Annotated in this window: 12 protein-coding genes and 1 pseudogene; 5 read left to right on the top strand and 8 right to left on the bottom strand. The window is 73.0% G+C overall.

Features of this window, described 5'->3' with window-relative positions; all coding sequences use genetic code 11:
- Window positions 1–14: 14 nt before the first annotated feature.
- From ASF49_RS22460 to ASF49_RS22435, 6 genes are all read right to left on the bottom strand, one after another.
- Window positions 15–632: a prepilin-type N-terminal cleavage/methylation domain-containing protein gene (locus ASF49_RS22460; protein ID WP_056478079.1), complete on the bottom strand. Its 618-nt coding sequence runs from the start codon at window positions 630–632 to the stop codon at window positions 15–17.
- Complete coding sequence (locus ASF49_RS22455) at window positions 625–1023, bottom strand: type IV pilus modification PilV family protein (protein WP_056478077.1); 399 nt, start codon at window positions 1021–1023, stop codon at window positions 625–627. The genes ASF49_RS22460 and ASF49_RS22455 overlap by 8 nt, the downstream gene beginning before the upstream one ends.
- Window positions 1020–1469, bottom strand: a complete 450-nt coding sequence (locus ASF49_RS22450) for a GspH/FimT family pseudopilin (protein ID WP_056478075.1) — start codon at window positions 1467–1469, stop codon at window positions 1020–1022. Before ASF49_RS22450 ends, ASF49_RS22455 begins: the two co-directional genes overlap by 4 nt.
- Window positions 1469–1909, bottom strand: coding sequence for a type II secretion system major pseudopilin GspG (gene gspG / locus ASF49_RS22445; protein ID WP_056478073.1), 441 nt, complete (start codon window positions 1907–1909; stop codon window positions 1469–1471). The genes ASF49_RS22450 and gspG overlap by 1 nt, the downstream gene beginning before the upstream one ends.
- A gap of 82 nt (window positions 1910–1991) precedes the next feature.
- Window positions 1992–3206, bottom strand: a complete 1215-nt coding sequence (locus ASF49_RS22440) for a type II secretion system F family protein (protein ID WP_056478071.1) — start codon at window positions 3204–3206, stop codon at window positions 1992–1994.
- Window positions 3206–4945, bottom strand: coding sequence for a GspE/PulE family protein (locus ASF49_RS22435; RefSeq protein WP_056478069.1), 1740 nt, complete (start codon window positions 4943–4945; stop codon window positions 3206–3208). The genes ASF49_RS22440 and ASF49_RS22435 overlap by 1 nt, the downstream gene beginning before the upstream one ends.
- Window positions 4946–5080: 135 nt before the next feature.
- Here ASF49_RS22435 and ASF49_RS22430 point away from each other — a divergent pair, with 135 nt between their 5' ends.
- From ASF49_RS22430 to ASF49_RS22420, 3 genes are read left to right on the top strand one after another with little or no spacing between them, the layout of a single operon-like run.
- Window positions 5081–6175, top strand: coding sequence for a hypothetical protein (locus tag ASF49_RS22430; RefSeq protein ID WP_056478067.1), 1095 nt, complete (start codon window positions 5081–5083; stop codon window positions 6173–6175).
- Window positions 6176–6188: 13 nt separating this feature from the next.
- Entirely contained in the window at window positions 6189–6734 is a 546-nt protein-coding gene (locus tag ASF49_RS22425; protein ID WP_056478065.1) for a GspMb/PilO family protein, read from the top strand.
- On the top strand, window positions 6731–7357 hold the full coding sequence (locus tag ASF49_RS22420; protein ID WP_056478063.1) for a hypothetical protein: 627 nt from the start codon (window positions 6731–6733) through the stop codon (window positions 7355–7357). Before ASF49_RS22425 ends, ASF49_RS22420 begins: the two co-directional genes overlap by 4 nt.
- 317 nt (window positions 7358–7674) lie before the next feature.
- Here ASF49_RS22420 and gspD read toward each other — a convergent pair whose 3' ends face one another.
- The gene (gene gspD / locus ASF49_RS22415; RefSeq protein ID WP_056478060.1) at window positions 7675–10179 is read right to left on the bottom strand and encodes a type II secretion system secretin GspD; all 2505 of its coding nucleotides are present in this window, start codon (window positions 10177–10179) and stop codon (window positions 7675–7677) included.
- A 706-nt stretch (window positions 10180–10885) separates the two neighbouring features.
- Window positions 10886–11878 (bottom strand): catalase family peroxidase, encoded by a 993-nt coding sequence (locus tag ASF49_RS22410; RefSeq protein WP_056478059.1) that lies wholly within the window; start codon window positions 11876–11878, stop codon window positions 10886–10888.
- Window positions 11879–12176: 298 nt separating this feature from the next.
- Here ASF49_RS22410 and ASF49_RS22405 point away from each other — a divergent pair, with 298 nt between their 5' ends.
- Window positions 12177–13196 carry a zinc-dependent alcohol dehydrogenase family protein gene (locus ASF49_RS22405; RefSeq protein WP_056478057.1) on the top strand — a complete coding sequence of 340 codons (1020 nt, stop codon included), beginning with the start codon at window positions 12177–12179 and terminating at the stop codon, window positions 13194–13196.
- 106 nt (window positions 13197–13302) lie between these two features.
- Window positions 13303–14192, top strand: a pseudogene (locus tag ASF49_RS22395) (transposase).
- Window positions 14193–14463: the final 271 nt, after the last annotated feature.

Below are 14463 nucleotides of genomic sequence, written 5' to 3'. Positions count from 1 at the left end.
GCGCCCCCGCCGTCTCACGGTCGCACCGCCACCGGAACGAGGAGCGGCGCCCAGCGCCGGCGGTCGCCGGCGTGAAAGCCGATGCGGATCTCGACGAGGTCCGGAGCCGCGTCCCGGCGCGACCAGCCGGCGAACCATTGCGGCGGCTGGCGCGGCGCCGGACTGCCGAAGTAGCGCAGCTCCAGGCTCGCGAGGCCGCCGAGGAGCCGCTCCGGCGGCGACGCGGCAGCGTCGGTGGCGAGGGCCTGGGCGGGCTGGCGCCCCTCCACGAGGTCGAGGCCGGCCGCGCCCGGCACGGCCCGCAGCGCGAGGCGCTGCTCGGCATCGCGCTCCAGGTCGCGGTTGGCCGCGAGGTGGCCGGCGAGGCCGTCGGAGGCGCCGACGAAGGCCGGCAGGGTCCCGTCGGGGCGGCGCGGCGCCAGGTCCCCGAGGGTGCGGCGCAGGTGATCGCGCACCGCCTGGACCTCCTCCGCGCCGGTCAGGCGCGCCGAGACCCCGGCCATCGTGCCCGTGAGGGACAGGGCTTGGGCCAGCATCACCCCGATGAGGGCCGCCAGGGCGAGGGCGACGAGCATCTCCACCAGGGTGAAGCCCGCGCAGGCATTGTCGGCGTCGAGGGTGGGCTCAGCCACCGTAGCCCCCTGCCACCAGCGTCACGTAGACCGCCCGCCCGTCCGGGCCGCCGCGGGTCAGGCGAACCCGCCAGAGGGGCGGCAGCCGCGGCCAGCCGAGCCCTGGGCCGACATCGGTGACGCTCAGCGTCCAGGGCTCGCCGTTCGAGAAGGTGCCCCGCTCGAGGCCGGCGCGCAGGCCCGCGGCGGTGCGAAGGGCGACTATCCCCTCCGCCTCGTCGGTCACGATCTCCGCCGCCGCGACCCGGCCGAGGCCGGCGCCGGTGCTGCCGCCGACCTGGATGGCTAGCACCAGCCCGAGGGCCACGAGGGCGAAGGCCACCAGCACCTCCACCAGGGTGAAGCCCTCCTGATCCTTTCGGCTCTCCCGACCCTCGGTGCGGGCGCTCACGGCTTGGCCTCGACCCGCTGGGCGAGGCCGATCAGGGTGCCGACCACGAGGACTTGGCCGGCTCGCCCGCGCGCCAGGGTGATGCGGCCGCCGCTGGCGCTGCCGTCGGGCCGGAAGCGGATCTCGCCCGGCACGTCGTGCCTGCCGCGCGGGACGTCGACCCGGACGGAGGCCTCCACCGGGATCGGCGCCGCGCCGGGGCGGGAACTGAGGAAGCGGTTGGCGGCGGGTTCGAAGGCGAGGCGCGTGGTGCGGCCGGTGCGCAGGGCCTCCGAGCGCAGGAGGTCGATCTCCGCCCGCAGGGTCTCGGCGCTGCGCGCCAGGCGGCGGGCCGGCAGCACGGCGTCGAGGGCGGGACCGGCGGAGATGGCGGCCAGGGCCAGGATCGCCAGCACCACCAGCATCTCCACGAGGCTGAAGCCGCCCTCCCCGCCGCCGCGCGCCATCAGTTGCTCGACGCGTCGGCGTCCTCGCCGGTGCCGCCGGGCTGGCCGTCGCGGCCGAGGGTATAGACCTCGAAGGGGGCGCCCGAGAGCCCCGGGCTTCGGTAGAGGTAGGGGCGGCCCCAGGGGTCGGTCAGGCCCTTGGCGTCGCGCACGTAGGGACCCTGCCAGTTGACGCCCCCGGGGGGCGAGACCAGGGCGGCGAGGCCCTGACGCGGATTGGGATAGTTGCCGGCATCGAGGTAGTAGAGCTCCACCGAGCGGGCGATGTTCTTGGCCTGCACCCTGGCGGCATCGCCCTTGGCCCGGCCGAGATAGCCGAGCACCTGCGGCGTCACCATGGTGGCGATCATGCCGATGATCGCCAGAACCACGAGCAGTTCCACCAGGGAGAAGCCCTCCTCCCCCGCTGCCGCCGGCGCTGCCGCCCGCCTCTCGCCCATGGACCCCCGCCCCCGTCGTCGTTCCGGCGCGACCCTAGGACGGGTGGGTAAAGATTGCCTTCCAGGCCGGAAGGGCCGCGGGCTACCGGGCGAGCTCGCCGACGCTCAGGATCGCGCCCATCACCGACATGATCAGGCCGCCGATCACGCCGCCGAGGATCACGGTGACCAGCGGGGTGAGCAGGGCGAGCAGGCGGTCGATGCGCTCGCGGGTCTGGGTCTCGTGCATCTCGGCGGCGTGGATCAGCACCGGGCCGAGGCGGTTCACCTGCTCGCCGCTGGCGATGAGGTTGAGGGTGGACGGCGCGTGCGGCCGGAGCAGCGCGAGGCCGGAGGCGAGGCTGGCCCCCTCGGTGAGGCGGCGGGCGGCCTGGTCGAGGGCGGCGCGGAACAGGTGGTTGCGCGCCAGGGGCCGCGTCGCAGCCACCGCCTCGGGGATCGGCACCGCCGCGTTCAGGAGGGTGCCCATCACCCGGCAGAGGCGGCCGAGCTCGGCGCCGACGACGATGTCGCGCACCAGCGGCAGCCGCAGCGCCCAGCGGCTGCGCGCCGCCGCGAAGGCGGGGCCGTTCCAGCGCCGGGCGAGGAGGATCGCCAGCAGGCCCAGCCCGGCGAGGCCGTGGGGCCACCAGGCGGCGAGCCCGTCGCCGAGGGCGCCGGCGGCACGGATCGCGAAGGGCGGTGGGCGACCGGTGCCCTCGAACATCGGTGCGAGGGCCGGGACGAGGACGCCGATCACCATCGCGACGGTGCCGAGGGCCATCAGCATCAGGAGGCTCGGATAGACCATCGCCGAGGTGAGATGCCGCCGGACCGCGTCACGCCGGGCGAGGGACTCGGTCAGGCTCGCGATCACGTCGACCAGGGTTCCGGTGGCCTCGCCGGCGCGCACCGCGTCGACCATGTCGCGCGGGAAGGCCGCCGGATGCGCCGCCATCGCCTTCGAGAGGGAGGCGCCCGCCACCACGCGCTCCAGGAGATCGCCGAGCACGGGTTTCATCGCGGCCGAGGCCTGGCGCTGCACCAGGCGCAGGCCCTGGTCGACGGTCAGGCCGGCGCCGAGCAGGGTCCCGAACTCCTTGAGGAAGCCGATGCGGGCGGCGTCGTTGACGCGGTCGCGTCCGAACAGGTCGCGCTGCCAGAACGGCACGCCTCCCGCGGCCGCGGGCGCGATGGAAAAGACCCGCAGGCCGTCGGCGCGCAGGTCCGCCACCGCGCGCTCGCGCCCCCGCGCCTCGATCCGCCCGGCCCGCACCCGGCCGGCCGGGTCGTAGGCCCGGTAGCTGAAGGCCGGCATCAGACCAGCCCCTCGAACACCCGGCCGATCTCATCGAGCGTGGTCTCGCCGGCCAGCACCTTGGCGCGGGCGGTCTCGGCCAGGGTCGCCATGCCCGACGCGCGCGCACGGGCCGTGAGGGCGCCCTCGTCGGCTCCGGCGCAGATCAGGGCGCGCAGCTCCGCGTCGAGGGTCATCACCTCGGAGACGACGCTGCGCCCGCGATAGCCCGAGCCGTTGCAGGCCGCGCAGCCGCAGGCCCGGCGCAGGCGCAGGGGAGGCCCCTCGGCCGGGCGGCCGAGGCGGATGCGCTCCTCCGGGGTCGCCGCATCCGGCGCCGCGCAGGCGGTGCAGACCCGGCGCACCAGGCGCTGGGCGACGACGCCGTTCAGGGTCGCGGCGATGAGGAAGGGCTCGACGCCCATGTCGACCAGACGCGTCACCGTGGCGGGGGCCGAGTTGGTGTGCAGGGTCGAGATCACGAGGTGGCCGGTGAGCGAGGCCTGCACGGCGATGCGCGCGGTCTCGGCATCGCGGATCTCGCCGACCATGACCACGTCCGGGTCCTGGCGCAGGATCGAGCGCAGGGCGGCGGCGAAATCGAGCCCGATGCCCGGATGTGCCTGGACCTGGTTCACCCCCGGTATCCGGTACTCCACCGGGTCCTCCACGGTGACGACCTTGAGGTGGGCGCCGTTGATCCGCCGCAGGGCGGCGTAGAGGGTCGTGGTCTTGCCGCTGCCGGTGGGACCGGTGACGAGGACGAGGCCGTTGGGCCGGCGCGTCATCGCGTCGATCTCGGCGATGGCGGCCCCGTCGAAGCCGAGCCCGGAGAAGTCCTCGACCCGGCGCGAACCGTCGAGGACGCGCATCACGACGCTCTCGCCGTGGGCGGTGGGCAGGGTCGAGATGCGCAGGTCGATGTCGTGGCCGCGGTCGGCCACCTGCATGCGCCCGTCCTGCGGCAGTCGCCGTTCGGCGATGTTGAGGCCGGCCAGGATCTTGATGCGGGTGGTCAGCGCGAGCTGGACCGACTTCGTCAGCCGCTCCGATTCGACGAGCACCCCATCGATCCGGTAACGCACCCGGACATCCGCCTCCTCGGCCTCGATGTGGATGTCCGAGGCCGAGAGTTCGAAGGCCTTGCGCACCAGCCGCGCGGCGAGGCGCACGATCGGGGCTTGGCTCGCCACGTCCTGCAGCCGTGCGAGGTCGCCGTCGAAGACCGCGCCGTCGGATTCCTCGGGCTCGCCGTCGCCGTAGAGGATCCGGTGCGCCCGCTCGAAGGCGCCGGGGCCGATCAGGCGCAGGACGATCCGCCGGTCCGTGAGATGGGCGAGCGCGGCCGGCGTTTCCGGGTCGAAGGGGTCGACCACCGCGATCGCGAGCTCCCCGTCCCGGTCGGACAGGGGCAGGATGCGCGCCCGGGCGGCGTAGTCGCCGCCGATGGCCTCGGGCAGCGTGGGCTGCGCCGGGACCTCCTCCTCGCGCAGGATGCCGAGGCCGGTGGCGTCGGCGAGCGCCGTCACCAGGGTGGCCTCGTGCAGGAGGCCGCTCTCCGTCAGCAGGACCGGGAGGGGGCGCCGGCCCGGACGGTCGAGGGCGGCCAGCGCCTGGTCGCGACCGGCGGCATCGAGGGCCTGGGTCCGCACCAGGTAATCGAGGAAGTCGCGGGCGGCGTCGGTCCCGTCGCGGCCGGTCGCACGGCGGTCGGGCCGCGGAAGACGCGGACGGCTCTTGGCGGCCCAGATCGAGAGCATGCGGGAAGTCCGGTTCCACGGCAGGTTGAGGCGGCGGGCCGCCGACCCGCGCGACTTAAGGCAAATGAAACCACCGGAACCGTAAAGATTGCGTCTCGCCGCCCCGCCCCGCGCGGCCGTTTCCGGAGCGCCCCGTTGAGCGGATACGTCGGCGGCCTGGCCGAGGCCGGCCAGAGGATCGAGGCGGCCCTGGCCTGGTGGGCCGGCGAGCTCGGCGGCGTGGTCGGTGCCGAGGACCGTTCCGCGCCGGGCCGCAGCGACCTCGCCCTGCATCTCGGGCCTCCCGGCGCGGACCGCGCCCTCACCCTGTTCGACCGGCGCAGCGAGCCGCCCCGACGCTACAGCCTGGCGGCCGAAGCCGACGACCTCTCGGAGCGCCTCGCGGCGATCCGGGGCACGGGGCGCAAAGCCGTCTCGGTCGCCATCCTGGTCGATCCGGCCGCCTGTTTCCTGCGCAGCCTGCACCTGCCGGCCGCCGCCTTGCCGCGGATGCGGGCGGTGCTGGCCCAGGAGCTCGAGGCGACGACGCCGTTCCGGGTCGCCGGAATCCATGCCGACTGGTTCGTCGAGGGCGAGGACGAGGCCGGTCTGCGGGTTCGTCACGTCATCCTCAAGCGCGCGCGCCTCGATCCGATCCTGGCGGTGCTGGCCCGGGCCGGGCTGCAGGTCGATTCCGTCGGCGTCGGCGCCTCCGAGGATCGTGCGCTGCCGGTGGATCTCCTGAGCGGCGGCGCCCGCCCGATCCCGCGCCTGCTGCGGAGCCTGACCTGGGCCGACGGCGCCGCCCTGGCCCTGGCCGGCCTCCTCGCACTGGCGGCGTTCGGGTTGCTGCGCGCGCATCAGGAGGCGACCCTCGGCGCCCTGGAAACCGCCACGTTCGACGCGCGCCGGGCCGCCCCGCCGCGGTTCCCGGCGCCCGTCCAGGCCCTGGCCGTCGCGCTGGCGGCGGAGCGCGCAACCCGCCCACCGCTGGCGGTTCTGTGGTCCGGCCTGGCCCAGGCCCTGCCAGGGAACGCCTTCGCCGAGACCCTCCATCTCGGGCCGGAGGGGGCCGCGGCGACCCTGCGGACCCCCGAGATCGACGGCACGCTGCGAGCCCTGCGGAGCGCTCCCGGGCTCGGCCCCGTGGTCGTGAGCGAGCAGGACGCGGCGGCCGGGCGCCTCGTCGTCGGCCTGATGGCACGCGCCTGGGCCGACCCCGTCGGCGGCCCGACCCGGCTGCGCCCATGATCCGGACCCGCCGATGACCATCGACCTTCCCGGCCTGCTGCGGGGGCGCCTCGGCGCCCTGCTCCTCCTCGGCCTCGCCGTGGCGGCCGGCGCGTGGCTCCTGGCGCAGGCTCTGGGCGATGTCCGCGAGGCGGACGAACAGATCGCCGGCAGCCGGGCGCTCCTCGCCCGCACCCGCGCGGCGGCGAACCGGCCGGCCCCGCCCGCGCCCCTGTGGGGGACGGACGAGGCGGCCCTGCTCGCCGCCTTCCGGACCCGGCTCGACGGTCTCGCGGCGGACCGGGCGGTCCTCCTCGACGAAACCCGCCTCGAGCGCGACGCCGAGCGGCCCACCGCGCCGCGCCTCGCCGCCACCCTGCGCGGCACGACGGAAGGCCTGCACGGCCTGCTCCTCGCCCTGGAGACCCAAACGCCCCTGGCCGTGGTCGAGACCGCCGATCTGTCGGCCCTGCGCCCGGCCGAGCCCGAGGCGGGCTGGCCCACGGTGATGCGGCTCTCCCTGTCCCTCCGTGGTGCGCTCGCGGCTCCACCGGCCGACACCGTGGGATCCGGGCGATGAGCGCCGCCCGGTCCCGGAACCGGACGATCCACCCGGTCTCCCTCGGGCTTCTCGGTCTGGCCGGCATCGCGACCCTGGCGGCCGGGTTCTGGCCCGTCGACGCCTCCGTGCCGCCGGCACCGCCCGGGCCGCCGCCCCTCGATCTCGCCGCCCTCGCGGCGGCCGAGACCGGGGCGGCCGTGGCCGCGCCGGTGTTCGACCCGGAGCGCCGGCCCTGGACGGCGCGGGGCAGCCGGGCGGACCTCACCGCCGAGGCGGCCCCGCCGACGATGCTGTCGGTGCGGGGCATCCTGATCGAGGCCGGCGCGCGCCGTGCCCTCGTCTCGGACGGCACCGGCGCGCCGGCCTGGCTCGCCCCCGGCGAGGGACAGGGGGCGTGGCGCCTCGTCTCGGTGGAGCCCGAGGCGGTGGTGGTGGCCGATGCCGGCCGCCGCTACACCCTCGCGTATCTCGGCGCCCCGGTCGCCCTGCGCCCGTCGCCGCGCCATCCGGGGCCGGACGCCCCGGGCCTGCGCCCGACCCTCGGCCCCGGCGAAGCCCCGTCCCGGCCCGAGGCCGCCCCGGTTCCGCTGCGCGCCGTCGCGCCGGTGCGGCTCATCGCGATCGACCCGCCCGGGCGCTGAGCGGACGACCCGGGGGGCGAAACGCGACGGGCCTCGTTGGGTGGCGCTGTGGGACGGGCGGGAAGCGGCCCTTGGCGCCAGTCGGTGGCGGTGATCGGCGACAGCGCGAACGCTGGCTCGATCGCCCTGCACCGGACGGCGAAGTTGGCTCACGTCGGCACCCCGGCGACGGCCGCGGTCCACACGACCCGACCGTGGGGCGCTGCTTCATCGCGCGCCGATGGGCGCACCGTCCGACCTTCCGAATCCTGTCGAAACCCTCCGTCACGACGCCCCAGCGGACGACGCTCGAGCCCCCGCGACGCCCGCGGCCGGGCTCAGTCCATCGCGCGGCGCAGGACGCCCGGCGGGCCATAGGGCGTGGCGGCGAGCGGCCGGGGGGCCGGCACGGGACGCACCGGCATCATCGCCCGGACCTGCTCGCGAAAATCCTGGCTGATGCGGTCGGCATCCGCGGTGCCGCGGATGACGCGCGGGCGGATGAAGATGATCAGCTCGGTGCGCACCCGGCTGTCGACCCGGTTGCGGAAGGCCGGCCCGATCAGCGGCAGGTCGCCCAGCACCGGCAGGCTCTCGTTGGTGATCAGCGCCTTCTCCTGCACCAGGCCGCCGATGGCGAGGCTGTGCCCGTCCTGCACCGCGATGCTGGTGGCGACCCGGCGCTGGCGGATCGTCGGCGAGTTGATCGAGGAGGTGGTGGTCGGGACCACGTCGCTGACCTCCTGGTTGATGTCGAGCACCACGAGGCCGTTCTTGTTCACCCGCGGCGTCACCGAGAGGATGACGCCGGTGTCCTTCATCTCGATCTGGTTGAGGATCGGCGCCCCCGCCGCCAGCGCGCTCTGTCCCGTCTGCTTCACGATCGGCACCTGGTCGCCGACCTGGAGCTTGGCCGTGCGGTTGTCCATCACGGTGAGGTTGGGCGAGGAGATCACGTTCACCCGGGTGACGCCCTGCAGGGCGTTCACCACGACGTTGAAGTCGGTGGCGTTCAGAAGGTAGTTGAAGCCCGGCACGCCGCGCGTCGCGGCCGCCACGAGGCCGGCCGTACCGCCCGTGGCCATCGCCGCGACGGTGCCCGCCGGCGCGAGGTTGAACTGGCCCCGGCCGCCGTTCTTCAGGAACCACTGGACGCCGAAGCGCAGCTCGTCGTTGAGCGTCACCTCGGCGATGATCGTCTCCAGGAGCACCTGCGTCGGCATCGCGTCGAGGCGAGCCAGGATCTTGAGGATCTTGTCGTACTGGTTGCGGGTGGCCGAGATGACGAGGCTGTTGTTGGCCTCGTCCGGCATGATCCCGATCTGGTCACGGCGCGGCCCGACATTCGACGCGGCCATCCCCGCGGACAGCGCGCCGGCGCCGTAGGCACCCCCCGGCATCCCGGCCTGCCCGCCGAGGTCGAAGCCTCCGGTCGCGGCACCGAAGCCGGCCTCGGCCCCCATCCCGCCCCCGTTCGGGCCACCGGCTCCCATGCCTCCCATGGTCATGCCTCCCGTGGTCATGCCGCCGGAGGCCAGACCACCCGAATTCATGCCGGCAGATCCCATGCCCGAGGCCCCCATGCCCGAGGACCCCATGCCCGAGTTCCCCATGCCCGAGTTCCCCATGCCAAAGCCGCCGCCCATGCCCCCCGAATTCGGACCCATCCCGTTCATGCCGGCGCCATTGATGCCGACGCCGCTCATGCCGGTCCCATCGCCAAAACCTCCGGCGCCGGAACCGAGCGATCCACCACCGCCATAGGCGCCGAAGGTGCTGCTGATCGCGGCGCTCACCCCGGTCTCGGCTGCGACGACGCCCTGCAGGATGATGGCGAGCTCCCTGGCCGAGCGGTTCTGGATCCGGTAGACGAACAGCTGGCGCTCGCGCTCGGCCGCCATGGTCTCGAGACGGCCGATCCAGGCGCGGGCGCGGTCGAGATAGGCCGCGCGCGCGCTCACCACGAGGATGGCGCCGAGGGGCTCGTTCGGCACGAAGCGGATGATGTCGCCGGTGCCAGCGGTCTCGCTGCTGAAGATCTGGACGAGGTCCCGGGCGAGGGCCGCGGGATTGGCGCTGCGCACCGGGATCATCGCGGTCGACATGCCGCTCATCCAGTCGACGTCGAACACCGCGATGGTCTCGCGCAGGGCCTGGATCTGGGCCCGGTCCCCGGACAGGATCAGCATGTTGCGGGTCTTGTCGGCCCGCAGGATCACGTCGCGGGGGGCCACCGAGGACAGGATCGCCTGCATCTCGACGGCCGAGATCCAGCGCAGGGGAACCGCCTGGGCGCGGGCACCGGGCTCGCCGGCGAGGTCCGGCACGCTGCGGACCGGCAGGATCCCGGGCGGCCCGCCGGCCGGGAGAATCTCGACGGTGCCGCCGCGCCGGCGCAGGGCGGCGCCGCGCGCCGAGAGCGCGGATTCGAACATGGCCAGCAGGGTCTCGCGCCGCACGGCACCGGCCGTCTGCAGGGTCACGGTGCCGGTGACGCGCTCGTCGATCGTGTAGTTCCACCGCAGGGTCTGGGCCAGGACGGCCTGGGCCGCCACCGGAATCGGCACCTCGACCAGATTGAGGCTGACCGGGCCGCCCGGCAGCGGACCGGAGAGCACCGCCTCGCTGCCGAGGAAGCGGTCGCTGCCGCGCTGGACCACCGGGGCGTTGCGCGCCGGCGGCGCGGCCGAGAGGGCATCGGGCGAGCGGCCCGTGGATTCGAGGCGGCCGGTCTCCGAGAACACGAGGTCGGCATCGGCGGCCTTGGCGGCTCCGGCCACGAGCCCGGCGAGCAGACCGATCAGGAGGGCCTGGCGTCCGAGGATGTTTGCCGGTGTCGCCATGTCCCCCGGCGCCTGATGGTTTGGAAGTTCCGTATCGCAGCCAGGATTAATCAATTCATGGTTAAAAATTGATTAAATGAGATATCGACAGTGAGATACGAATAAATATCTGTACACATTTGGAACTATCATCCTAAATTATACGAATTTGGTGTAATCGATTGCGCCTGTGGTGAGTTTTCTCGGACGCGGCTCGCAAACGTCCGCCGCAATGGCTCGCCTAATCTCGGAGATTTGCGGTCCGGCTGCGCCGAAATCGCCGGATTCGACGCGTCGAGACGCGGAAGCTCTGCGTCGACAGGTGGAATCGTTTCGGGTCGACGGTTTCGATCGCGTGTGATTCGCCGGGTTGGCTCAGGCGGGTGGCTCGCAAGGCCTTCGGCCCTGCCGGTAGATCCGCGCGAGCGTGTGGTCGCCGATCCCTGCGGCAAGCAGACCCGACGCTCGGCATCGACGAATCGACCGGGTCACTGCCGGCTTCGCCGCTCTGACGATGACCAAGGATGTCGGCCTGAGCCAAGCTCCCTGCCTATGCGCGCACCCATCTTCGCCGACGCGATGCTGATCGGCCTGACGGCGACCGCCGAGGGCTCGGGCGGGGCCGGGAACGGACGAAGGACCGGCGAAGGCGTCCCGGGCCGGTGCGTCGGATCGGCCGGCCGCCGGAACGCCGCGCTGCGCGGGCTCCGGCGGCGCACGGCCCGACCTACTGGCTGCGGCGTCCGAACGAGACGGCGTAGGCCTGCACGCGCGCGTCGATCAGCGGGTCATCGGAGACTTCGACGCCGTCCGTCAGCGCGTTCGGCATGAAGAGCAGCGCCTTCTCGGCTTCGGCGCTGTCGGGCACGACCTTGGAGACGGCCAGCACGCCGAGGTCCACGATTCTGCGGTCGTCGGGCCAGGGCTTGGTGGCGTCGTTGGTCGGGTCGCCGGGCGCGGCGAGTTGCGCCTGGACGGTGAAGCGGGCCGGCGCCTTCGCGATGCGCGGACCGATATCCGCCATCAGGTAGTCGGGCGCGCGCTTGGCGGCTTCCTCGTCCGAGAGGATCTCCTCGCCCTGGACCGGGACGACGCGGAACCGGAACGGCTGGCGCTTGCCGTCCCGGTCGACGAAGACGAAGGCATTGACCCCGTTATAGGTCTGGCGCGCCAAGCTCGACGGCGTCCGGGCCGTGGCGCCGGCCGTGGCGGCCGCGGGATGGGTGGACACGAAGCGTTCGAGGGCCGTCGGCTTCTTCGCATCCGGCCCGCTCTCGGAGACCGCCTGGAGCAGGTCGCGGAACTCCTCGCCGGTCGCGACCGGGAAGTACTTGAGAGCGTTCAGGACGACGTCCATCTCCGAGCCGTCGACCAGCTTGAACTTCAGCGACATCCCGTGCGGATTGGCATTCTCCGAACCGTCGGGGATCGTCGGCACGCCGGTCGCGTCCGAGAACCGGATCGTCACCGGAACGGCGGATCCCTGGAACAGCGAGGCTCTGCTGATCCGCGCGGCCTCGGGCGACGGGGTGAAGCTGCCGTCCGCGACGACGCCCTTGGCGTGATTGGCGCGCGCGCCGGGATGCGTTCCGAACAGCTTGTTCATGACGTTGATGGTCTGCTCGGCGGTCGTGGCCTCCTCGGCCAGGGTCGGGGTGGCGGCCGCGAAAGCAAAGGCGACACCGAGGGCGAACGCGGACTGGATGCTCGATGAACGCATGGTGGTCCTCAAGGCAGCGTCGACGCCGGATGCGCCGACCGGCTGGTTCCGGAATCGGTCTTAGGCGTGAACCACGGCAGGACACAACGCGGAGTTTGCCCGCCAAAGCGTGCGGAACGTCTCGATCGGGGCCGCGATCGAACCACGGTGCCGCCGGGCCGCGAGGGGCCGGCCGGACCTCGACAGGCGCGGTCTCCACTGCCACCATTACGCCTGGATCGGCACGAGATGGCCGGCAGCCATCCCGATCTCCCTGCAATGCCGGTGCGTCACGACCGGCGGGACGGACAGGTACAGCATGACCCCATCGGCAGCCCGCGCCGTCATCGTCCAGCCCGGGGGCGGCTTCGATGCCGTCGGTTTCGGGGAACGTCCCGTCCCGGCGCCGGGCCCCGGTGAGATCACCGTCCGCCTGCGGGCGAGCTCGCTCAACTATCACGACTACGCCGTGGTGAGCGGGATGTGGGGGCCGAGCGAGCCGCGCGTGCCGATGTCGGACGGGGCCGGCGAGGTCGAGGCGTTGGGACCTGGGGTCGACGCGTTCGCGGTCGGCGACCGCGTGGTCAGCACCTTCTTTCCGAGCTGGACCGAGGGAAGCCCGCAGGTGGAGGGCTTCGCGACCGTCCCGGGCGACGGTATCGACGGCTATGCCCGCGAGCGGGTCACCGCTTCCGCGATGGCCTTCACGCATGCGCCCCGGGGCTGGGACCACGCCGAGGCGGCGACGCTGACGACGGCGGCCTTGACCGCCTGGCGAGCCCTGCACGCGGATGCGGGCCTGAAGAGCGGCGATGTCGTCCTCGTGCAGGGAACCGGCGGCGTCTCCCTGTTCGCGCTGCAGTTCGCCAAGGCGGCCGGCGCCACCGTGGTCGCCACCTCATCGAGCGAGGAGAAGCTCGAGCGTCTGCGCGCCCTGGGGGCCGACCACGTCCTGAACTATCGGAAGGATCCGACCTGGGGCGAGACGGCCAGGCGGCTCGTTGACGGACGCGGGGTCGACCACGTCCTCGACGTCGGAGGTCCGGCGACCCTGGAGCAGTCGATGGCCGCCGTACGGGTGGGCGGCCACATCTCGGTGATCGGCATCCTCTCGGGCGTCGCCGGACCGCTGCCGCTGGTACCGGCGCTGCTCCGGCAGATCCGCCTCCAGGGCGTGCTCGTCGGCAGCCGACGTCAGCAGATCGAGATGGTCCGCGGCATCGAGGCCTGCGGGCTGCGCCCGATCGTCGACAGCCGCTACCCCCTCGCAGACCTCGTCGCGGCGTTCCGGCACCAGGAGAGCAACCGGCACTTCGGCAAGATCTGTATCGAGATCTGAACCGCCCCCTCGGCCGATTCCCAGAAGCTCCGTGAGACTGCGTTGGGTCCCGGCTGTGCGAAAACGTGCTGATCTGAGAGGGTCAGTTCCGATCTTGGGGGTCGGGATGAAGCGCTCCATCGCAGGTGAGGACCGTCAGCAGATCACGCTGCTTCCCGATCGCCTGGACGATTCTATCACCGCCGACAATCCGGTTCGCCTCGTCGAAGGGTTCGTCGATGAGCTCGATCTGACAACGCTCGGCTTCGCGGGCGCCGTGCCGGAGGCAACGGGCCGTCCCGCCTACCATCCGGCGATCCTGCTCAAGATCTATCTCCACGGCTACCTCAACCGCGTCTCGTCGAGGCGGCGCCTCGAACGCGAGAGCCCGCGCAACATCGAGCTGATCTGGCCGACCGGGGCTGCCTCAACGGCGAGCAGGTCCTGGCCTGCGAAGGCACTGGCGTGCTGCCCTGCGTGCCAAAGACCCCGACCTCGGGCCATGCCAAGCGTGGCCTCTTCACGGGACAGGACTTCGCCGACGACGCCGGACGTGACCATCGCACCTGTCCCGCCGGCCAGCACCCGACCAAGGGGCCGGCCCGGTCCGATCGCCGGGCCGAGAGCGACGAGATGGACCACGACCGCGACCTGACGGCCTGTCGCGATTGCGCGCGCAAGCCCCGCTGCACGCCGGCGGAGACGCGGCGTGTCAGAGGCCGGGTGCACGAGGGCGTCCTCGACGCGATGCAGGCGCGGCTCGGCCGGATGCCGGACGCGATGAAGATCCGTCGCCAGACCGTCGAGCACCCATGCGGCACACGGAAGGCCTGGATGGGAGCGACCCACTTCCCGACCCGGACCTTGGCCAAGGTCAGAACAGCGATGAGCCCGCGGGTTCCGGCCTACACCACGAAGCGGATGATCCAGATCTTCGGGGTCTGTCCGTTGATGGCGGCGATCCCGGCCCGAAGGCCACCTCGTCGCTCTGCGACACTCTCAGGACATTCGCCTTGAACCTGAGGGATCTGCGTTCTCACACGGCCTCGGTCGAATGCGGAGCGTCCGCTCCGGGGCGGGACGTCGAGGCCGCTGTCCACCCGATCCGGTCCCTGCGCGGCCCGGTAGGTGTCGATCCCACCGAGCCGTACGGGCTGCTGAGAGCGCGGCCTGAAAGCGCACGCTGGCCCCAGCCGTGTTTCCCGGCGGACAAGGATTTCCCGCAGACCCGGAGGCTCGCCTTCTGGGGCTGCCGACCCGGAATCGGTCGGCGACGGTGCGGATGGGA

Origin of the sequence: Methylobacterium sp. Leaf104 (assembly GCF_001422885.1) — a bacterium.
Taxonomy (GTDB): Bacteria; Pseudomonadota; Alphaproteobacteria; order Rhizobiales; family Beijerinckiaceae; genus Methylobacterium.
The sequence above is the reverse complement of the archived record's forward strand: the minus strand, read 5'-3'. Positions and strand labels throughout refer to the sequence as shown.

Excerpts from the sequence above, each read along its gene's own strand:
- ASF49_RS22450 (WP_056478075.1), bottom strand. The coding sequence starts at position 1,469 with ATGGCGCGCGGCGGCGGGGAGGGCGGCTTCAGCCTCGTGGAGATGCTG.
- ASF49_RS22435 (WP_056478069.1), bottom strand. The coding sequence starts at position 4,945 with ATGCTCTCGATCTGGGCCGCCAAGAGCCGTCCGCGTCTTCCGCGGCCC.
- ASF49_RS22425 (WP_056478065.1), top strand. The coding sequence starts at position 6,189 with ATGACCATCGACCTTCCCGGCCTGCTGCGGGGGCGCCTCGGCGCCCTG.
- ASF49_RS22410 (WP_056478059.1), bottom strand. The coding sequence starts at position 11,878 with ATGCGTTCATCGAGCATCCAGTCCGCGTTCGCCCTCGGTGTCGCCTTT.
- ASF49_RS22405 (WP_056478057.1), top strand. The coding sequence starts at position 12,177 with ATGACCCCATCGGCAGCCCGCGCCGTCATCGTCCAGCCCGGGGGCGGC.
- gspG (WP_056478073.1), bottom strand. The coding sequence starts at position 1,909 with ATGGGCGAGAGGCGGGCGGCAGCGCCGGCGGCAGCGGGGGAGGAGGGC.
- ASF49_RS22440 (WP_056478071.1), bottom strand. The coding sequence starts at position 3,206 with ATGCCGGCCTTCAGCTACCGGGCCTACGACCCGGCCGGCCGGGTGCGG.
- gspD (WP_056478060.1), bottom strand. The coding sequence starts at position 10,179 with ATGGCGACACCGGCAAACATCCTCGGACGCCAGGCCCTCCTGATCGGT.
- ASF49_RS22420 (WP_056478063.1), top strand. The coding sequence starts at position 6,731 with ATGAGCGCCGCCCGGTCCCGGAACCGGACGATCCACCCGGTCTCCCTC.